Genomic DNA, 21,357 nt, shown 5'->3' on the forward strand with positions numbered 1-21,357 from the left:
TAACGCAGAGGTGGTCATAATCGGTCCATATTTAGATTAAGGTGTTAATATGCTGTTATTATTATGGGTTATTCTATTTACATTAAGGTCTTATCGCGTCAAGATAAGGTCATAAGTCGCCAATGTTGGCGTCAATAATCAATGTGCAAAGGTCATTTATGCGTCAAGTTGCTACACAACTTATTCCTATTATTTATAGCCGTGTGTTTGCACAAAAAGCGGGTCAAACAAAAGAACAGATGAAAGAGGTCTTACGGGGCACGGGGGTTGATGATGGCAACGATAAAAACAGTGCTGTAGGAATGACCGTTAGTCAGTACCGTACATTATTGGCAAATGCACAGCGAGTATCAGGCGATAAATATATTGCCTTTAAAGCGGCAATCAATTTACCAGCCACCATACATGGGCCAGTGGGTATTGCCGCCACTAGCTGCGCCACTTTGCAGGATGCCCTAGAGTTGAATGCCCACTATGGCTGTTTAAGGCTCCCATTCAGTTGTATTGAAGTAGCAAAGGTGGGAAGACATACTAGGTGTGTCATAGATGTGGACAGTGCACTAGAAGAGCAAACTGAGCCAGCGGTAGATTTTTTTCTATCGGGTCTAATGCACGCGATGATTTTAGTATCTGATGTGCCCTTGAAAGAATTACATCTTGAATTGAAACGGCCTAAGCCCGCTGATGCGTTGATCTTTGAATCGCTGACGCCATGTCCTGTTCGATATGACCAGAATGAAAACGCCCTAGTTATTCTGACCACCGAGTTGGAGCGCGGTCTTCCTGGTGCCAATACAGAGGTTTATCGTGATGCCATAGAGCGATGTGATGCTGCCTATTCTTTACAGTATATTCCTACCAATGAGGTAGACGAGATACTTGATATGTTTGTTCGCATGGCTGGACAGGTTTGCACTATTCAACAGATCACCCAAAATATGGGCATGAGTGCACGTACCTTGCAGAGACGTTTGAAACTTCGAGGCGTTTCTTTTCAGATATTATTGGATGACTGGCTGGCGAAACAAGCAAGTAAATATTTACTAGAAGAACACCTGACCGTTGAGGTGACGTCTGTTTTACTGGGGTATAGTGATGAGGCGAATTTTCGACGGGCGTTTAAACGCTGGTATGGATTGCCTGCTGGAGTCTACCGAGAAAGGGGTCTTTCAGTATCGGTCTAAATGCTTGATTTTTCACCAAAACGATAGGCTCTACTAGGGCCGACTTTAGCTCTTCATCTCTGGCATAATCCTTTTGGTATTTAGCTGGGTGCCTTAATGATATTATTTCCCATTTCCTAATATGGCTCCACTACAGCTGACGCAATAAGACCTTGTCTAGACGCGATAAGACCTTAAAATACACTCATTCATTAGTCATACTTTTAGATAGCTTAACAATAATAATCTCGGGCATGATGCCTTGATTGAGGCTGATTATAAAATTGTTGAGCATATTCACGCTCGAATTTAACCGCGCCGATGGCGCTAAAGCATACCGCCTATTTAATGCGTATTAAGAGGGCGTCATTAAGTTATTTTATTGATATGAAGAGAGACAGCACTAATGAGTACACTACATTTTTTAGGCTTTTCTAGAAAAAACGTCATCATCAGTGACGCGCGTGACTATCTTGGCATCAGCTATGGCGTAGTTGCACAGTTTCAGTTGCTCAAGTTTTCCCTAGTAGGATTGATGGCATTCGTGGTGTTAGGTTGTGGTGTGCCAAGTAAAGTCACAGCTGACGCTCCCGATCAAATAGCTCAGTCTACAAGTGTTGTTGGCGATGTTAATGCAAACCGACTGGCCAATGCGGACGCTGAGCCTGAAAATTGGCTGGCACACGGCCGTACCAATGATGAGCAACGCTTTAGTCCGCTCAAGAAAATCAATAGCGATAATGTTGCAGAACTCGGCTTGGACTGGTTTTTCGATTTTCCCACTCGTCGAGGTATGGAAGCGACTCCAATCGTCGTAGACGGAGTGATTTATGTAGCCGGCGCTTGGAGCATGGTATTTGCTTTTGATGGGAAAACGGGGGCGCTACTATGGCAATACGATCCACAGGTTCCCCGGGCGTGGATGGTTAATGTTTGCTGTGATGCCGTTAATCGAGGCGTTGCGTTGTGGAAGGGAAAGGTATTTTTCGGTACGTTGGATGGCCGATTGATCGCTTTAAATGCTGACAGCGGCGAGAAAGTGTGGGAAGTACAAACTACACCTAAAGATAAACCTTATTCTATTACTGGCGCACCGCGTGTCGTCAAAGGTAAAGTGATCATTGGCAATGGTGGCGCTGACCTAGGTGTGCGTGGGTTTGTTAGCGCCTATGATGCAGAAACCGGCGAACAAGTTTGGCGTTTTTATACTGTGCCCGGTGATCCATCGAAGCCATTTGAGTCGAAAGCGCTTGAAATGGCAGCGACTACTTGGAAAGGCGGTCAATGGTGGAAAGTAGGCGGCGGCGGTGGCACCGTATGGGATTCTATGACCTACGATCAAGAACTAGATTTACTGTATATCGGTGTGGGTAACGGTTCACCATGGAACCGAGAGATCCGCAGCCCTGGCGGCGGTGATAATTTATTTCTTTCATCAATAGTTGCGGTGCGTCCTGATACCGGTGAATACGTTTGGCATTATCAAACTACGCCGGGTGAGAGCTGGGATTATACAGCCACTCAACATATGATTTTGGCCGATTTAGAGATAAACGGTAAAGTACGTAAAGTTATTATGCAGGCGCCGAAAAACGGTTTTTTCTTTGTACTTGATCGTGTCACCGGTGAGTTTATTTCTGCTGAAAAATATACCGAAGTGACTTGGGCCAGCCATGTTGATCCTATTACAGGTAGACCAGTGGAAAACCCTGGGGTGCGTTATGAGATAGCTACTGCTGTGTTGTACCCGGGCTCGTTGGGTGGTCACAGCTGGCATCCTATGAGCTACAGCCCAGATACTGGGCTGGTGTATATTCCGGTACAGGAAATCCCTGCAGCCTATACTGCCAAACCCAATTTTGAATACGATGCTAACCAATGGAATACAGGTGTTGATACAGCTGATGGTGGTATGCCCGACGACAAAGCGACCCGTGAAGTAGTAATGAAAATGATCCGCGGGAATATAACCGCATGGGACCCAGTGGCGCAAAAAGAGCGCTGGAAAGTACAGCATAATAATATGGGTAATGGCGGACTACTGAGTACTGCGGGCAACCTGGTATTTCAGGGTAATGCTGAAGGTGATTTTGTCGCCTACCGCGCTGACACCGGTGAACGATTGTGGTCGGCACCTGCCCAAACCGGTATCGTCGCTGCACCCATTAGCTACGCTATAAATGGCGAACAATATATAGCGGTAATGGCCGGGTGGGGTGGCATATTTGCAGTGGCTGGCGGAGAAGTTGCCAAGCGCAGTGCTGACGGTCGTAATCGAAGTCGCTTGTTGGTTTATAAATTGGGTGGTACTAAGCATTTGCCAGCCATAGAAGAGGAAGCTGATAAGTTATTGGCACCGCCGCCAATAACCGCTGATGCTAAAACTGTTGAGCAGGGCCGTAAACTATTTCTTGATCATTGCGCTGTTTGTCACGGTGACCGAGCAGTGTCTGGTAGTGAAATTCCCGACTTACGTTATCTACACCCAGGTAAGCATCAGATATTCAACCAAATAGTGGTGGATGGCATATTTAATGGACTGGGTATGCCGTCCTTTAAACATGTGCTGTCGGTTGATAATGCAGAGACCATTCATGCTTACTTGATCAAGCGGGCTCACGAAACGCTGGAAGAGCAGAGTTTGACACCGGCACAACAAAAGTAGGATTGATTTGCGCTCATTGAGTCCACGTTGTTAGAACTGTTTACCTGCAATGTTGACTCAAAGTTAGTTGTTTGCACGTTACGCCTTAATTGGTTTGCGTGCACCGTAAATGAAAAATTTAAAATGACTTATTACGTCGAGCGAATACGTTGAATGAGAAGATAATAATATGAATATCGAACAGGTTAATCCTCAACTCCAGAGTTACGCTAAAAAAGTACCAAGTTTTCCCTTATATCGCCTATGGTTCCTTAAGCTTAGTCGCATACTTTTTAGATTCGGTTTGGCGAAAACAGAGTGTTTAGATGGCATTAGTTATAGCGATAAAAAATTAGCTCAATCTACGGTGCGAGTATACAAACCCAAAGGCACTCCATCGGGTATTGGTGTGCTTTGGATCCATGGCGGAGGCCTAATTACAGGTTCGCCCAACTTAGACAATAAAACATGTTCTCGCTACGTCAAAGAGTTAGGGGCGGTTGTTTGTTCTGTGAAGTATCGACTGGCGCCGGAACACCCTTTTCCTGCTGGATTAAACGATTGTATGGAAGTTTGGAAGTGGTTCCAAGAGCAAGCCGTTCAAATGGGGGTCGACCCTACGCGGATTGTGGTTGCAGGTCAGAGCGCTGGAGGGTGTATGGCCACTAGCCTTGCCCATAAATTGATGGACATTGGCGGACAGCAACCTGCTGCTCAGTTATTGTTTTGTCCCATGTTGGATGACCGAACTGCAGCGGATACAGAGTTGGACAAAATAGATCATCTTGTCTGGAATAATCGTACTAATAGAGCCGCTTGGTCTTGGTACTTAGGCGGAGTAACGGGATCATCATCGATACCTGAAGGAGCAGTTCCTGCAAGGAGAGAAAATCTCAGAGGGTTACCTCCAGCTTGGATTGGTATTGGTGATATTGATCTTTTTTATAACGAGAACGTCGATTATGCGAAACGACTGGAGAACTCAGGAGTAATGGTTGAATTTGACTCAGTGCCAATGGCCCCTCATACCTTTGAGAATTTTGCAGATAGTACACGTTTTGTTGATGAGTATTTTAAACGGCATTTTGAGTCTGTACGGAAATTACTTTCCATCTGATAAATATTAAAATGTGTTTTAGTTGTCAAACCTGCAACGCTGCACTTGTAACGGCAAACTCAATTTTAGGATGTAAATAATATGTTACAACGATTGCCCATTTCAACTATTGCAGTGGCTTTTTTTTCAATGTTCAGTTGCTCTGTGCTCGCTACAATTGAACAAACTGAGGCATCTAAGTCAAATAGTCGTCATGCTGAATCAGAGATTATTGTTGTTACAGGTACGCTTCAACAATCCGCAGTTCTCGCTTTAGCTGGCAATATCAACCGCATATCAAGTGACGATATTGCCTCGGTAAGTTCTGTACATCCAAGTGATATTTTAAACAGAGCAACAGGCGTTCATGTACAAACCAACAATGGTATGGAATCTTTGCCATCCTTACGTTCACCTATTTTAACTGGCCCTGGAGCTGCGGGCGCTTTTTTATTCCTTGAAGACGGTGTCGCCACTCGAGCAGCTGGTTTTGCTAATAATAATGGATTGTCAGAGTTAAACCTTGCTCAAGCAAATGAAGTCGAAATTATTCGCGGCCCTGCCAGTGCAGTTTATGGCTCAAATGCGGTTCATGGTGTAGTTAATCTATTGACCAAAGCACCACGCACTGGCGGTGATATAACTTTAATTGCGGGGCCAAATGAGAGATATCAACTACAAGGTACGTTGGGTAGCGGATCGGATAACCAAGGTGTTAGTGGAAATATTCAAGCTATTGATGATGGTGGTTATCGAGATAATAGCGATTTCACCTCATTAAAGTTGGGGATGCGTCATGATTTTGTTAACGGTGATGACAAGTTTAAGACGATAATTTCTGGTTTTGTTCTTGATCAAAATACAGCAGGATTTATATCGTCTGGTGACAATGGTTCTGATTGCTACAGTTCGACTTATTCAGAAGAAAACCTTTACAAAGACAACAATGCAATGGAAAAAAACTGTGATACACGATGCTTATCGTGAATGGTCATCAGTTCGTCTTGCAAGCACTTGGCAGCGCAAGTTAAGCGCCAATCGTAGCTTTAGCATCACGCCTTATTTCCGTATCAACCAAATGGAATTTCGGCAGCATTATTTACCATCAGAAGCCATTGAAGAAAATAGCCATTACAGTGTAGGGATGCTTAATAACTTTAATTGGCAAGTAGAAGATAATCTTATTTTAGTAATGGGGATTGATTTTGAGTAGACCGAAGGGGAGTTAACTCAAACTCAACAAAAATCTGATAGTTATAACTTTGGCAAAGCGCGTCAACAAGGGTTGCATTATGACTATAAAGTGGATGCATCAATCATTGCTCCCTATATTCAGGCAGATTGGCAGTTAACTGAGCAACTTAAATTTACAGGTAGTGTGCGTTTCGATGCTACCCAATATCGATATGATAACTTACTTGCCGATGGCACTACTAAAGCTGACGGTAGTGCATGTGTTAATAATAATGATGAAACTACAGAGTGCTTATTTAAACGTCCTAGCGATACTAATGATAGTTTTGACAATAGCAGTACTAAATTAGGATTTAATTATCGATTGGATGATGATATTGCATTTTTTGGTAGTTGGTCTCAAGGTTCCAGAGCGCCACAAACCACCGATATGTATCGACTACAAAATCAACAATTGGTAGGTGAAATTGAATCAGAGCAATTTGATAGTTCAGAGTTAGGCTTGCGTGGGATAAGCAATACCTTAACGTATGAAGTGGTAGTTTATAACATGAAAAAAGAAAATTTCTTTTTTCGCGATGACAACGGCTTAAATGTGACTGACGGTGAAACCTCTCACAAAGGACTTGAGCTGAGTATTAACTATGATTTAACTGAGCAATTTAGTCTTGCGATCAATTATAGTTATGGTCAGCATGAGTATGAATTTGACCGTGTTAGCAGTGGTGTTATTAAAGGCAATAAAGTAGACACTGCGCCAGAACAACTAGCTAATGTTCGTCTTACTTGGCAACCTACTGATAACAGCGAACTCGAACTGGAATGGTTACATATGGGCGAATATTATTTAGATCCCGCCAATGAGCATGATTATTCAGGCCATGATTTATTGCAACTTAGAGGCTCAATAGCACTCAACAATAATTCACGTATATTTGCGCGTATAGAAAATCTGACCGATGAAAAATATGCGAGTAGAGCTGATTACGCCTTTGGCTCTTACCGATTTTTTGGCGGTCAACCAAGGGCATTCCATCTTGGCGCTTCTATCTCTTTTTAACGACAGAATACGCTATCTTTTAGTTACAATGGGACCATCAACCCGCAATCAAAATAACTAATCGCTATTTTGATTGCGGTAACGCCGCTGGCTAATTATACCTATAGTATTTTTGTCAAATATATGATTAAAACTATCTCTAATCGATGAATGTTGCCAAACGTGATTGCAAAGTCGCTTTTGCTTCAGCAACCATACGTTCAATTAGCACTTCGCATGTAGGGATGTCATTTATAAGGCCAATAACCTGACCTGCAGTCCAGATACCATCATTGATTTCACCTTCTTCTATGCAGCGCTCACGACCACGTGCACCCGCAACTAGCGGTTGTAGATCTTTAAAGTCTGTCTCACCGTCTCTCGCTTCTATTTCAACAACTTGCTTAGCAATATCATTTTTAAATACCCGGGCAGTGTTATTCAGCGTGCGAAACATTAAGGTGGTATCTGTTTCGTTGGCGTCAACCATTGCTTGTTTCATATTCTCATGGACTGGTGCTTCTTGAGTGGCAACAAAGCGTGTTCCCATGTTGATGCCTTCAGCTCCTAATACCATCGCTGCAGCCATTTGTGCTCCAGTGCCTATACCGCCAGAAGCGAGCATTGGAATACTTAGTTTGGCGAATGCTGCAGGTAATAACACAAGATTAGTTACGTCGTCTTCACCTGGATGGCCTGCACATTCAAAACCATCAACACTGACTGCATCACAGCCTATTCTTTCGGCCTTTAACGCGTGGCGTACAGAGGTGCATTTATGGATCACTTTTATACCGGCAGCTTTAAATGCGGGCATAAATGCTTCAGGGCTTCTTCCTGCTGTTTCCACTACTGGGACTTTGCATTCTATAATGACTTTGGCGTATTCTTCGTAAGGAGGGGGAGTGATAGACGGTAAAATGGTAATGTTGACGCCGAAGGGGTTGTCGGTCATGGTGCGGCAGCGTTCTATTTCTTCACGTAATGCTTCTGGCGTTGGTTGCGTGAGGGCGGTTAAAATTCCCAAGCCGCCAGCGTTCGATACCGCCGCTGCAAGTTCTGCAGTTCCAACCCACATCATGCCGCCTTGGATGATTGGGTATTTGATATTTAGTAATTCTGTTATACGTGTTTTCATCTTATTGTTTCCTACGTCGTAGCGTTTTGTTTAAAAATTTTTAAGTGTGAATAAAATTCAAGAAAATGTTTATTTGTTTTTCTTTTTGACCTGTTCTAAAACTTTCATCATTTCGGCTAAATCTACAGTCCTATTGTGAGGAAATGAGTATTTCTCTTCTAACAACAATCCTTGCTCTAACGTTGATTGCCAACCCTCATTTATGAGTTTTTTCATCTTTTGAGTATTGCCTTGGATATGCTCAGCAATTGATTGGGCTTTAGTAAGCGTTTCTTCTAACAGGGTTTCTTTACTGCAAAGTTTGTTAACTAATCCCCATTGCATCGCGGTAGATGCGTCTATGATATCGCCGGAGAGGCTCATTTCCCGCGCGCGACTAATGCCGATAATCCTTGGTAATTTTTGTGACATGCCCCAAGTTGGCATCAGTCCTACTTTGGCGTGTGTATCACCAAATATGGCTGAGTCTGCTGCATAAAGAAAATCACAGCAAAGCGCCAGTTCAAGCCCGCCGGTAATAGCTGCACCGTTAATGGCGCCGATTATCGGCTTTGTGCATTGCGCAAAGGTATCTGTCATATCCCTACTCTCAATGATATTGGAATCATTGCCGGCAACATCTTTGAGATCAACGCCGGCACAAAATGCGCGGCCTGCACCGGTCAAAACGATGACGTTAACGTCTTTTGCAGCATCAGCAGATTTAATCGCTTTAATGAGTGCTGTGCTTAGTCCCTCTGATATAGCGTTCAGCCTATCTGGGCGGTTTAGTGTAATGAGTGCCACCTTGCCGATTGTTTCGGTCAATACAGGGGAGGTCGTTTGATTTTTTGCTTCAATAGTACCCATGGTTACTCCGTTAAGTAAGTTGGTGATTTTAATGGTTCGGTGAATTATTGGTCTTTAAAGTTCGGTGGCCGTTTATTTAAAAATGCATTGATGGCTTCTTTGTGATCTTCGCTGGTGGCGCAGAGTATTTGTTGCCTGTCTTCAAGGGCTATGGCTGAGTCCATGTTGTTGGCATCGATGTTGGAATTAAGTCCTGATTTAGTCAGTCTCAAACCCATTGGAGATGTATTCAGCATTTTTTCAATGAAATTATTCGCTTCACTGTGAAGTGCTTCAATCGAGTCAACCTTTGATACTAAGCCTATTTCTTTCGCTCTGTCGGCATGTAGGAAATCGCCAGTTAGGAGTAGCTCTGAAGCAATAGAAGCGCCAACGAGTCTTGGCAGCATATAGCTAACCCCCACGTCACAACCTGAAAGACCAATTTTTATAAAAGCGGCATTCATTTTGGCGTTAGGTGTTACTAGCCTGATGTCGGAGGCGAGTGCAAGCGCAAAGCCTCCACCACAAGCTGCACCCTGAACGATGGATATAATGGGCTGAGGGCAGTCACGCATAAGTTTAACAATACGTGATACGCGTTGTTGAATGCGCATGCCATTAGGTGCTGAGGATACATCTACCCCATGCTCATCTGACATATCGTAGCCAGCACAAAAAACTCTACCTTGTGCTTTTAGTACCACAATGCGGATCTCTTGACGATATTGCAGACTCTCGAAGTAATGCTGCAATTCGAGCATCATTTCTGGGTTCATTGCGTTAAGTGACTCGGGACGGTTTAAGGTGAGCCATTCAACATTTTTTTTGGTTTCTACTTTTATGAACTGGTATGGAGGCGGCTTAGGCTGGAATAGATTCATTGTAATCTCTCGTTATGGCTCGGTTATCACTTCGATTGGGTCACTAGCGCTTATCAGTTGTTTACTGACACTTCGAAAACGTGAGCTTTCAAGTGATTTTCGTAACATAAAATATCACTTGCCATAACATTGTGATAACTTTAGGCGTGTAGCATTGTATTACAATTATGCATTTGTGTATACTTAACCTGTGCTGTAAGTGAGTGGTACTTTTTGAATACAGTGGATAGATGTAGGGCAATTTTTATGCTGTTCTAAAGCTCTAGGTAACGTTGATTTTTAGCGGTAAGACAGCTATCGGCTGTGGTGAATGGTGTTGCATCAGTGTGGCCATTTCATGGCGCTTTAGGTCATAGGATTGGTTTACAAACAACTGCACAAATAATACACGAGGAACAACATGATAAACCTTGATGACTTTAATGAATTGGTATTAGCGCGCCGGTCCATGCGCTCATTTTTGAGCACGCCCGTACCTGATGAAGATTTGAAGCGTATTTTTGAAACGGCAAAATTTGCGCCATCTAACTGTAACACTCAGCCGTGGCAGGTTTGTGTAGTGTCTGGGGAAACGGGCACTAAGGTCCAGCAGGCGTTGCTTGCTTCAACCGGTGTCGGTAAATTTCAGCTTGATTTCCCCTTTGACGACAGTGTCTATAATGGCGAATACAAAGAGCGCCAAGTAGGCGCCGCCAAGGCTTACTTATCTGCAGCTAGTATTGCCCGTGAAGACACTACAGGGCGCAATGGTTTTATGAAAAGCAACCTCAGTTTTTACGATGCGCCTCATGCAGCATTTATTTTCATGCCACAGTGGTGTGGTGTGCGGGAGGCTTCTGATGTTGGCATGTATGCGCAGAATTTGTTGCTGGCCATGCGCGCTCATAATGTGGGCAGTTGCCCGCAAACCATATTAGGTTTTAATGCCGACGCGGTGCGCTCGGTATTGAATGTGCCGAGTAATATGAAATTGCTGTTTGGCATATCGTTTGGTTATTTTGATCCACAACATCCTTTGAATACAGTACGAACTGAACGTGCAAGTATTGAAGATAGCGTCAGTTTTTATTCTTAAGTTTTTCATCTATTTGAGAATGTAAAAATGGCAATTATGAATTTTGGGAGAAACTAAATGAATACCACAAATAAAACCAAACCTTGGCAGTTTATCTATGACGAAGCAGGAATTGTGGAAAAAATCCCCGAGATAATACCTTTTTCAGTTCATATCAGTCGCCATGCCATGGAGCGCCCTAACAGCCCTGCTCTTTGCTATTTAAGCAAAAAAATCAGTTATGTCCAACTCGACGCAGAGGCAAATCAGCTTGCCAATGCATTAGTCGCATTGGGTATATCCAAGGGAGATGTGGTGGGAATACAGATGCCAAATATTCCTCAATATGTTGTGGCGATGTTGGCAGTTGCAAAAATGGGGGCGATTGTTTCCAATGTGTCCCCTTTGTTAGCTCCTCCTGAATTGGTTTATCAAATTAAAGATGCCAATATCAGTACCTTGATCGTTTTGGACGCATTCGTGCCTATAACACAAGCGGTATCGGGGCAACTGCAAGGTACCTTGCATAATGTCATTGTTACCGGTGCTGTAGACGCGATTAAGATTCCTGAAGATACGAAAGCACCAGTTATCGAGGGAATTCAGGCTTATCATTACACCCATTTAATCTCTGACAAAGATACTCAATTCGAACAAATTTCGGTGTCCCCCGATGACGTTGCGCTTATACAATACACCGGCGGTACGACAGGCAAGCCTAAGGGCGCCATGCTGACACACAGCGGTTTGGCGTGGGTCAACGAAAACTCTTATATGTATGCCAATATGGTGGCAGGGGAGGATGTCTCTGCGTCGCCATTCCCACTGTTTCATATTGCGGGTGCTTCTGGCGCTATGGCGATACTTCAGTTTGGCTGTATGTCTGTGTTGATCCCAGATCCTCGCGATATAGATCATTTTGTTGCTCAACTGATTGCCAATCCCCCTACAATTTTTGCTGCCGTTCCCACACTTTATCAAATGCTGTTGGCTAATCCGAAGTCCAAGGAAATAGATTTCTCCAAATTGAAGTTCGCGGTATCAGGTGCTGCTCCGCTGACCGGTAATGATCGGATGAAAGTCGAGGGCATGTTAGGTGAGCAGAAGCTGGCTGATTTTTTCGGAATGACAGAAACGTCGCCGACTTACGTGGCTAATCCACCTAGGCGTTCGAAACCAACAACGGTAGGTATTCCTTTGCCAGGTGTTGATGTAAAAATTATGGACTTGGAAACCGGTACTAAAGAATTACCATTTGGCGAGGAAGGAGAAATTGTTGTCAATACGCCGGGGTTGATGAAAGGTTATCTCAATCTACCAGAGGAAACCGAAAAGGCGCTGCGTCTAATAAACGGTAAGCCATATATGTACACTGGCGATGTCGGAACTATGGATCATGAGGGTTATATAACAGTGTGCGATAGAGCTAAGGATATGTTGGTTGTCGGTGGTTATAAGGTCTTTTCATTAGAGGTGGAAGATAAACTGATGCATCTGGACTTTATAGAAGCCGTTGCCGTGGTGGGTACACCTGATGAAAAACGCCCGGGTAATGATGTCGTCAACCTGTTTGTGCAGCTTAATCCTGCTTGTGTGGATAAAGATACGACTGAGTTAGAAAAAGAAATCGTTGCTTTTTGTCGCGCTAATATGTCGCCTTACAAGGTTCCAAAGCGTCTGTTTTTTGTGGACCAGCTTTCAGTTACAGCGGTAGGGAAGTTGGACAAGAAAGTGATGCGCGAGATGGCGTCTGTTTAGTTAGGTTTACAGCGATGTCGAACGAACCAATATTGAATATTGTGTAGGTTTTTATTCCTAAACTTTGCACATATGTATAAGTATCTATGAAGAGGTTGTTATGTCTGGTGTAGTAATGGGAACCCAAGTCATAAAGGGGCAAGTGGCGTTAATTACAGGTGGTGCTTCTGGTATAGGCGCCGCTACGGTTGAAGAGTTTTTGCGTTGTGGTGCCAAAGTAGTGGTTGCTGATCGAGATGACGACGGTTTTGCACGTTTAAAACAAAGGTTGTCAGAGCAGCACAACTCAGGTGATATCGATGAGCTGCTTTGTTTTATAAAGACTGATTTGGCTAAAGCAGAACAGGTTGAGGCGATGATAGATTTTACAATATCCCGCCATGGCCGTTTGGACATTCTTTTTAATAATGCCGGTATTGCCGGTTCTGGATTAACCGTCGATGCGGATCTTAGGCACTGGGATAAAGTCATGGACGTTAACTTAAAGGCGGTTTTTATTGCCTGCAAGACAGCCATACCTCACATGTTAAAGCTGGGTGGTGGGGCGATTATCAATACGGCCTCAATATCCGGATTGGCAGGTGATGCGGGGTTCAGTTCTTATAGTGCATCAAAGGCTGCGGTGATTAACTTAACGAGAAGTATGGCGCTAGAGCAGGCTAAAAATGGTATCCGTATTAACTCACTCTGTCCAGGAGCCGTCGATACTCCGCTTCTCAGTAAGTTACCTCCAAAAATAACTGAAAAAGCGCTAAACGCTATCCCCATGGGTCGTATGGCACAGCCAATGGAAATGGCTAAAGTAGTGCGTTTCTTAGCCAGTGATGATGCAAGTTTTATGACCGGCGCCGTGCTAGCCGTTGATGGCGGTATAACGGCTTGGACTGGGCAGCCAAGTTTCTTTGAATAGACAATTTTCTTTAGGAGCTGCAGGTAACTGCAGGTAAATGCATGAATAACGAAATTAATACTCTTTTTTCCCTTAGTGGCAAAACTGCGTTGGTAACTGGCGGCGCAAGAGGCTTGGGGGAAATGATGGCCAAGGGTCTGCTTCAGGCTGGCGCTAAGGTCTATATCACTTCGCGTAAGCCCGCTGATTGCGATACTAAAGTGAAGGAACTCTGTGCCTACGGCGAATGTCACGGTATTGTCGCTGATGTGGCAACTATGGACGGGATCGAAAAGTTGATAGATGGCTTTACTGAACAGGAGTCATCACTGGATATCTTAGTGAATAATTCGGGTAAAACTTGGGGCGCTCCACTTCTTGATTTCCCCGAACGAGCTTGGGATGAGGTCATGGCAATCAACGTTAAATCTCCTTTCTATATTATTCAGAAACTACTCGGCCATCTGCAAGCTGCTTCGTCAGCAAATCGACCTGCTCACATTATTAATATTGGCTCTATTGCAGCGCTCAGTAAAGACAGTATGAGTGCTTTCCCTTATGGGGCATCTAAAGCCGCGCTGCATCATCTAACCGGCGTATTGGCTAAAGAATTAGTCAGTAAACACATCCATGTTAACGCCATCGCACCTGGTTCTTTTCCTAGCAAGATGACTGCGGGTATTACCAAATCAGATGAGTCAATGCAGTCGTTACTCGATACCATACCTATGGGTCGTATGGGCGAACCTGACGATATTGCACAGTTGCTGATCTATTTGTGTTCTAGCCGATATATGACTGGGCATGTTGCAGTATTAGATGGCGGCGCTACTTTATAGAGGTTTAGCACTGGCGACTTGAAAAAATACAACGATTAAAAAAAATTAAGAAGAAATTTAACATGAGCTACGCAACTGATACTTATCCCCATTTATTTTCGCCCTTAGACCTAGGGCATACCCAACTTAAAAATAGAGCCTTAATGGGGTCTATGCATACTGGTTTAGAAGAAACCGAAAATGGTTTTGAGAAGTTGGCTGAATATTATGCCACCCGAGCTCGCGGTGGCGTGGGCATGATTATTACCGGCGGCATATCGCCCAATGATGAAGGTAATCCTTTATTAAGTGGTGCAAAAATGCAAAACCAAAAAGATGTTTTAAACCATCAATTGGTGACAGCGGCTGTTCATAAAGCCGCTCCTGATTGCAAAATTTGTATGCAGATCCTGCATAGTGGTCGCTATGTTCATCACGATGGTGGCGTTGCTCCTTCAGCCATTCAAGCACCCATTAGTCCTTTTGTGCCTAAGGCAATGACGATAGCTGATATTCAACAGCATATTGAAGACTTCGCCAACTCAGCGCGACTTGCTAAAGAGGCGGGGTATGACGGGGTAGAAGTTATTGGCTCAGCGGGTTATTTGCTGAGTACTTTTTTATTAGAGTTTACCAACCAGCGCGATGATCAATACGGCGGCTCTTATGAAAATCGAATGCGGTTCCCATTGGAGGTCATGACGGCTGTGCGGGAAGCTGTAGGCAAAGATTTTATTGTGGTTTATCGACTGGCGGCCATGGAAATGCTGGATCAGGGCAGTACCTTTGATGAAACCCTGACTCTTGCCAAGGCCATGCAAAAAATAGGGATTGATATCATCAGTACCCATTTTACATGGCATGAAGCGCGGGTTCCTACCTTGGCTACTATGGTTCCTCGGGCAGCCTTTACTAAGGTAACCGGTAGGCTTAGAAAACATTTAGATATCCCTATGATCACCAGCAACCGAATCAATATGCCAGAAGTGGCTGAGCAAGTATTGAGAGAGGGCGACGCCGACATATGCTCAATGGCTAGACCTATGCTTGCTGATCCAGAATTGGTTAATAAGTCTGCGCAGGGGCGTGAAGATGAAATTAATACCTGCATAGCCTGTAATCAGGCCTGTATGGATCATGTATTTAATGGGCAGCAGGCCAGTTGTTTGGTCAATCCCTATGCCTGTAATGAAACCATTATGGTTAAAACTTCGCCCGCCCATAAAAAGAGGATAGCCGTTGTGGGTGCAGGTCCAGCTGGAATGGCCTATTCAACAACGGCGGCCGAGCGGGGCCATGAAGTAACCTTGTTTGAGTCAAGTGATAAAATTGGCGGGCAATTTAATATTGCTAAAAGAATACCCGGAAAAGAAGAGTTTGAAGAAACATTACGATATTTTGCTAACCAAATAGAGCTGACCGGTGTGAACCTAAAACTTAATCATCGAGTGACTGATAAAGAATTAATTGCAGGTGACTTTGATGAAGTGGTACTAGCAACCGGTGTTTCACCAAGGGTGCCGAATATAGAAGGTGTTAGTCACCCAAAAGTTATCTCATATTTGGATTGTTTGCTGGATAAAAAACCAGTGGGACAAAAGGTCGCTGTTATTGGTGCTGGAGGCATTGGTTTTGATGTTTGTGAATATATTATGCATCAACCTGGCGTTGAGTTAACGCGAGAAACGTTCGCGCAGGAGTGGGGTATTGATTTCTCTGGGCATCCTCGAGGCGGTATCGCTGGCGTCGAGACCCACATTCCCACATCTGGTAGAGAGGTTTATTTATTGCAAAGAAAAACCACCAGTGTTGGTCGAGGTTTGGGTAAAACAACGGGGTGGACACATCGTATTCAGGTAAAAAAACGCGGTGTAAAAATGATGGCCAGTGTTGAGTATAAAAAAATTAATGATGAAGGCTTGCATATAACGGTCAATGGCGTCGCGCAAATACTGGATGTTGACACAGTTATACTATGTGCAGGACAAGACCCTTTAAGAGAGTTATACAGCAGCATTGAGACTAGCGGTAAAAAAGTATCGCTTATTGGCGGAGCCGATGTAGCTTCAGAACTGGATGCTAAGCGAGCTATTGATCAGGCAACGCGTTGTGCGCTAGAAGTTTAAGCCTCTTAAAGTAAAAAGTGTAAATATAATCTGAATCGAGCTGAGCTGCAGTTCAATTTAATTCCGGATACATAATTCAGACTTTCTGAAACGGTATCTTCAAGTGGAATTGGAATTGGAATATAAAAAGATAAATGTTTTTATGAAAAGATGAGAGAAAAATATGTCTAATCGAGTAGTAGTAACAATTAAAGAAAACGGCATAGCCGTAGTGACCTTGAACCGGCCTGAAAAAATGAACGCTATAGATCTCGATATGTTCGAATCTATCACTGCTGCGGGTGAGTCGTTGATAAATAACCGTGCGGTAAAAGCTGTGGTTATCCATGGTGACGGTGCTGCTTTTTGTGCCGGTCTTGATCTTAGTTCTTTGGCCGAAGATGGCCCTGATGAGATGGCGTTGGGATCACCTAAAATAGGTAAAGCGCCTAATTTATATCAAAAAGTAGCATGGGTTTGGAAAGAGGTTCCGGTGCCGGTTATTGCGGCAGTTCACGGTGTGTGTTTTGGCGGCGGATTGCAGATAGCGCTGGGCGCCGATATGCGTTACGTACACAAAGACACCAAAATGTCGATTATGGAAAGTAAGTGGGGTTTGATCCCCGACATGGCCGGGACACAAATTCTGCGGGATTTATGCCGTGTTGATATCGCTAAAGAGTTGACATTTACCGGTCGAATTTTTAATGGTGAGCAAGCAGTGCAATACGGAATTGCAACAGAGGTTGCCATTGATCCACTAGCCAAAGCAATGGCAGTGGCTGAGAGTATAGTTGCCTTGAGTCCGGATGCCATGGTGTATGCCAAGCAGCTATTTGAAGACGGATGGCAATGCAGTCGTGAAGAAGGGTTGCTTATGGAAGAAACGCTTAACGCTAAACTTATGGGCAGTGAGAACCAAATGGAGGCGGTTCGCTCTGGTATGAGCAAGTCCAAGGGGAATTATAAACCGCGGATGCAAGATGCTTTTTACCAAGGTAACTGGATAAAATAAAGCGTCGTTATTCTATTAATACGGGCGTAAAAACCTGAAGTGCAATGGTCAAATAAGATCATTTTTTATGGCAGCTAGGCTCAAGCGTTCAATTAGGTTTGACTCCTAAATAAAAGCGTTTTACCTATGCTCCATTCCATATAATCTATAGATATTGGTAATTTTTTATATGAAAAACAAAGAACAAATAATTGCAAAGGTAAATCAACAGGGGCCTAAGCTCATCAGTTTACTCGGTGGAGCGTTAGTTGATTTTGATACTGAAAAAGACGCTTGTACATTTGAATTCAATATTAGCAAAGACTACTGCCATTCTATTAATGTTGTTCAAGGAGGCTTTGTTACTGCCATGCTAGACGCAGCGATGAGTCATGCTGTAATGATAATAGATCAAAATATTACCAATATTTCATCATTAGAAATAAAAACCGCCTATCTAGAGCCAACCCTAGCAGGAAAATTACGCGTTGAAGGTTGGGCGGTAAAAAAAGGTTATAAAATTATATTTATGGAAGGTCATATTTACAACGAAGACAATGTGTTGACAGCCACAGCAAGTTCGGTAGCTAAACTATCAAGAGCGACTAAGTAATCTTTGCCATTAGACTTTTTTTACAGGGCGTTAGTTATCTTTAGACTGTTTAGTTTGCCCCGAACGACCGTACTACAATTATTGAGTTTTAGATAAATTGAGGCAACATCTTAATTGCCCTAAGCGTCGAGGGCACATAGAGACATATGCGTTCTTATTATCCTTCATAACCACAATATAGGACTTATTTATGCCACATATTAGTACCACCGCCAAAGCAACTCCCGACAAACCTGCATTTATCATGGCCGATTCAGGCCAAGTGGTAACATACAGCCAGTTAGACGCCAGCTCTAACCGCATAGCCCATTTATTTCGCTCTCTTGGGCTAAAGCGCTACGACCATATTGCGTTACTGATGGAAAATCGGCCCGAGTTTTTGGAAATAACCCAGGGCGGTTTGCGCAGCGGCGTCATATTCACTCCCATGAGCAACCATCTGCAGCTTGAGGAAGCCCGCTATATTCTGCAAAACTGCAACGCCAAAGTGTTTATCACCGAAACAAAGTTTCAGGCCATGGCAAAGCAGTTACTTGAGGAAATACCGCAACTAGAGCATTGTTTTTTTGTGGATGGCGATGCCAGTGATAAACAAAACTGGTGTTCGGCGCTCGCACTGCAGGCTACAACACCGATTGACGACGAATGTATGGGCATACCGATGCTGTATTCCTCGGGCACTACTGGTCAGCCTAAAGGCGTACTCAATAAGCAGCCATTTGACAGTATTCACGAGATCCACCCTAGCATGCAGGCACTTGGTGCCGTGTTTGGTATGGATGAAAATATGGTGTATCTTTCATCCGCGCCCCTCTATCACGCCGCGCCGCTGCACTACAATATGCTAACGCTGCAGCTTGGTGGCACCTCGGTGATTATGGATCACTTTGATGCCGAGCGGGCTTTACAATGTATAGAGCAATACCAAGTCAGCCACAGTCAATGGGTGCCTATTATGTTTATCCGAATGCTTAAGATGCCCGAGACGGTTCGCAGTAAATACGATGTCAGCAGCTTGAAAATGGCTATCCACGCCGCAGCGCCTTGTCCAATAGAAATCAAGCAGCAGATGATTGATTGGTGGGGGCCAGTTATTACCGAGTACTACTCAGGATCCGAAGGCAACGGTATGACTATGATTGACTCCCATAATTGGCTAACACACAAAGGCTCGGTCGGCCCGGCTTTGGTGGGGGACATTTTTATTTTAGACGATGTTGGTAATGAACTGCCACGCGGTGAAACCGGTGCGGTTTATTTTGGCAACGGTAATGAATTTGAATACCACGGCGAACAAGAAAAAACGGCGAACGCTTTTAATGACAAGGGCTGGTCAACCTTGGGTGACGTAGGTTATCTCGATGACGACGGCTTTCTTTATCTGACCGATCGTCAGCACTTTATGATAATCAGCGGAGGCGTGAATATTTATCCGCAGGAGATTGAAAACTTGCTGATTACGCATAAAAAAGTATCTGATGTGGCGGTTTTTGGTGTCGCCAATGATGAATTTGGTGAGGAAGTAAAAGCCGTAGTCCAACCGGTAGAATGGGATACCGCGGGTGATGAACTGGCGAGCGAGCTTATTGACTGGGCGCGCGCGCAACTTAGCCATGTAAAAGTGCCGCGTTCGATCGATTTTAAGCAAGAATTACCTCGTGGTGACAACGGCAAACTTTATAAGAGAATACTGATAGACGAATATAAGTAAGAGGCATAGCCTAATTGGCTGTAGCAAAATATCCAGCAACGTTTGTTGATCTATGGAATAGAGCGCCGTCTTAAATACATAATCCGCTATGGCAGAACTTTATAAATATCACAGTAATGCCAAGTCATGCCTGATATGTGTTCTTTGTATTTATTCGCTCCTGTTCAAAATAACTGACCATTAAGAATACAGTAATGACAAAAGTAATTCCCCAACCTCCTACTAGACTCGTAATTGGAAATTTGCATCTGATAAAGCAGAAAAGTCCAATTGCCAGCTTGATGAAATTGAGTGAGGAGCATGGCGAAATTTTCCGAATGAATGTATTCAATAGGCATTTTTTAGTTGCAAGTTCACAAGAGATTGTGAATGAATTAAGTGACACAACGCGTTTTGAAAAAAAAGTGTCAGGCCCCTTGCTTGAATATCGAGCTTTCGCCGGCGACGGTTTGTTCACCGCTCATTCTAGTGAGCCAAATTGGGGCAAAGCCCACCGTATATTGTTACCCGCTTTTGGGCCGCTTGGGGTGCGCGATATGTTTGACCAGATGCTTGAAATTGCCAATCAGATGTTTTTGCGGTGGGAGAGGTTTGGCCCGGAAACCATCATCGATGTGAGCGAAGACATGACACGGCTTACACTCGATACGATCGCGCTCTGCGAGTTCGGCGCCCAGGTTTTGTCAAACCGCTTATGAGAAAGTCCAATAATGCCTATAAAGCCGATATGGAATTTATGCGTCAAATTGGGCAAGAGTTGATCGACAATAGACGCAAAGCACCGTCCACCGAGTGATTTACCGATTTGTTGTCTCGTATGTTAGCTGCTGTTGACCCTGAAAGCGGCGAAAAGCTTGACGATGAAAACATGATCTTCCAGATGGTGACATTTTTAATTGCCGGTCACGAGACAACTTCCGCCACATTATCCTTTGCCATTGAATTTTTATTGCATAATCCCGACGTGTTAAAGCAAGCGCGCGAGGTTGTAGACAGTGTTTTGGGGACCGAAACACCGCGCTTTGAGCATTTGCAGCACCTGAAATATATTGAACAAATATTGATGGAAACCCTGCGGCTCTGGCCCCCTGCACCAGCTTTTACTGTTCGAGCGAATAAGGATACGTTGCTGGCAGGTAAGTATGAAGTGACCAGCAGGGAAGATATAATAATTTTAATTCCCAGCCTACACAGGGATCCCAAGGTCTGGGGGGATGCTCCTGATAAATTTGATCCAGATCGGTTCGCCACTGAACAAGCCGAAAAGCTTCCACCTAACGCATGGAAACCTTTTGGTAATTGTGCGCGCGCCTGCATTGGGCGGCCCTTCGCGATGCAAGAAGCCCAGTTGGTTCTTAGCATGTTGCTGCAAAGGTTTGATTTTTAATTTGTTGATCCAAATTATGAGCAGGTGATCATTAACCAAGCA

The 21,357-nt window shown here is 44.0% G+C and carries 20 protein-coding genes; 17 read left to right on the top strand and 3 right to left on the bottom strand.

What is annotated here, in order from left to right; all coding sequences use genetic code 11:
- Positions 1-158: 158 nt before the first annotated feature.
- From GQS54_RS14240 to GQS54_RS23285, 6 genes are all read left to right on the top strand, one after another.
- Positions 159-1,184 (top strand): AraC family transcriptional regulator, encoded by a 1,026-nt coding sequence (locus tag GQS54_RS14240; protein ID WP_166424647.1) that lies wholly within the window; start codon positions 159-161, stop codon positions 1,182-1,184.
- Between the two features lie 385 nt (positions 1,185-1,569).
- Positions 1,570-3,828: a PQQ-dependent dehydrogenase, methanol/ethanol family gene (locus tag GQS54_RS14245; protein ID WP_240919949.1), complete on the top strand. Its 2,259-nt coding sequence runs from the start codon at positions 1,570-1,572 to the stop codon at positions 3,826-3,828.
- A gap of 169 nt (positions 3,829-3,997) precedes the next feature.
- Positions 3,998-4,924 carry an alpha/beta hydrolase gene (locus GQS54_RS14250; protein ID WP_166424648.1) on the top strand — a complete coding sequence of 309 codons (927 nt, stop codon included), beginning with the start codon at positions 3,998-4,000 and terminating at the stop codon, positions 4,922-4,924.
- An 81-nt stretch (positions 4,925-5,005) separates the two neighbouring features.
- Entirely contained in the window at positions 5,006-5,890 is an 885-nt protein-coding gene (locus GQS54_RS23275) for a TonB-dependent receptor plug domain-containing protein (protein WP_240919950.1), read from the top strand.
- The gene (locus GQS54_RS23280; RefSeq protein ID WP_240919951.1) at positions 5,868-6,116 is read left to right on the top strand and encodes a hypothetical protein; all 249 of its coding nucleotides are present in this window, start codon (positions 5,868-5,870) and stop codon (positions 6,114-6,116) included. The genes GQS54_RS23275 and GQS54_RS23280 overlap by 23 nt, the downstream gene beginning before the upstream one ends.
- A 90-nt stretch (positions 6,117-6,206) precedes the next feature.
- Positions 6,207-7,157 carry a TonB-dependent receptor gene (locus GQS54_RS23285; RefSeq protein WP_346766578.1) on the top strand — a complete coding sequence of 317 codons (951 nt, stop codon included), beginning with the start codon at positions 6,207-6,209 and terminating at the stop codon, positions 7,155-7,157.
- A 139-nt stretch (positions 7,158-7,296) separates the two neighbouring features.
- Here the strand turns inward: GQS54_RS23285 and GQS54_RS14260 are convergent, their stop codons facing one another.
- The 3 genes from GQS54_RS14260 to GQS54_RS14270 all read right to left on the bottom strand — a co-directional run bounded on the left by GQS54_RS14260 (position 7,297) and on the right by GQS54_RS14270 (position 9,986).
- Positions 7,297-8,274 (bottom strand): nitronate monooxygenase family protein, encoded by a 978-nt coding sequence (locus tag GQS54_RS14260; RefSeq protein WP_166424649.1) that lies wholly within the window; start codon positions 8,272-8,274, stop codon positions 7,297-7,299.
- Positions 8,275-8,343: 69 nt separating this feature from the next.
- On the bottom strand, positions 8,344-9,123 hold the full coding sequence (locus GQS54_RS14265) for an enoyl-CoA hydratase (protein ID WP_166424650.1): 780 nt from the start codon (positions 9,121-9,123) through the stop codon (positions 8,344-8,346).
- Positions 9,124-9,167: 44 nt separating this feature from the next.
- Positions 9,168-9,986, bottom strand: a complete 819-nt coding sequence (locus GQS54_RS14270; RefSeq protein ID WP_166424651.1) for an enoyl-CoA hydratase/isomerase family protein — start codon at positions 9,984-9,986, stop codon at positions 9,168-9,170.
- A gap of 400 nt (positions 9,987-10,386) precedes the next feature.
- Here GQS54_RS14270 and GQS54_RS14275 point away from each other — a divergent pair, with 400 nt between their 5' ends.
- From GQS54_RS14275 to GQS54_RS14320, 11 genes are all read left to right on the top strand, one after another.
- Positions 10,387-11,061: a nitroreductase gene (locus GQS54_RS14275; protein ID WP_166424652.1), complete on the top strand. Its 675-nt coding sequence runs from the start codon at positions 10,387-10,389 to the stop codon at positions 11,059-11,061.
- Between the two features lie 57 nt (positions 11,062-11,118).
- Positions 11,119-12,798, top strand: coding sequence for a class I adenylate-forming enzyme family protein (locus GQS54_RS14280; protein WP_166424653.1), 1,680 nt, complete (start codon positions 11,119-11,121; stop codon positions 12,796-12,798).
- A gap of 100 nt (positions 12,799-12,898) precedes the next feature.
- Entirely contained in the window at positions 12,899-13,708 is an 810-nt protein-coding gene (locus GQS54_RS14285) for an SDR family NAD(P)-dependent oxidoreductase (protein ID WP_205967770.1), read from the top strand.
- Positions 13,709-13,749: 41 nt separating this feature from the next.
- Positions 13,750-14,526 (top strand): SDR family oxidoreductase, encoded by a 777-nt coding sequence (locus tag GQS54_RS14290; protein WP_205967771.1) that lies wholly within the window; start codon positions 13,750-13,752, stop codon positions 14,524-14,526.
- A 62-nt stretch (positions 14,527-14,588) separates the two neighbouring features.
- Complete coding sequence (locus GQS54_RS14295; protein ID WP_166424654.1) at positions 14,589-16,631, top strand: NADPH-dependent 2,4-dienoyl-CoA reductase; 2,043 nt, start codon at positions 14,589-14,591, stop codon at positions 16,629-16,631.
- A gap of 163 nt (positions 16,632-16,794) precedes the next feature.
- Complete coding sequence (locus tag GQS54_RS14300; protein ID WP_166424655.1) at positions 16,795-17,625, top strand: crotonase/enoyl-CoA hydratase family protein; 831 nt, start codon at positions 16,795-16,797, stop codon at positions 17,623-17,625.
- A gap of 169 nt (positions 17,626-17,794) precedes the next feature.
- Positions 17,795-18,217, top strand: coding sequence for a PaaI family thioesterase (locus GQS54_RS14305; RefSeq protein WP_166424656.1), 423 nt, complete (start codon positions 17,795-17,797; stop codon positions 18,215-18,217).
- Positions 18,218-18,407: 190 nt separating this feature from the next.
- Positions 18,408-19,928: an acyl-CoA synthetase gene (locus GQS54_RS14310; protein WP_166424657.1), complete on the top strand. Its 1,521-nt coding sequence runs from the start codon at positions 18,408-18,410 to the stop codon at positions 19,926-19,928.
- A 194-nt stretch (positions 19,929-20,122) separates the two neighbouring features.
- A complete protein-coding gene (locus GQS54_RS14315; protein WP_166424658.1) occupies positions 20,123-20,626 on the top strand; it encodes a cytochrome P450 in 504 nt (167 codons plus the stop codon).
- Complete coding sequence (locus GQS54_RS23290; RefSeq protein WP_240919953.1) at positions 20,623-20,724, top strand: cytochrome P450; 102 nt, start codon at positions 20,623-20,625, stop codon at positions 20,722-20,724. The genes GQS54_RS14315 and GQS54_RS23290 overlap by 4 nt, the downstream gene beginning before the upstream one ends.
- A gap of 12 nt (positions 20,725-20,736) precedes the next feature.
- Positions 20,737-21,315, top strand: coding sequence for a cytochrome P450 (locus GQS54_RS14320; RefSeq protein WP_277344138.1), 579 nt, complete (start codon positions 20,737-20,739; stop codon positions 21,313-21,315).
- Positions 21,316-21,357 lie beyond the last annotated feature (42 nt).

The organism is Paraglaciecola sp. 20A4, from assembly GCF_011378905.1.
Lineage (GTDB): Bacteria > Pseudomonadota > Gammaproteobacteria > Enterobacterales > Alteromonadaceae > Paraglaciecola.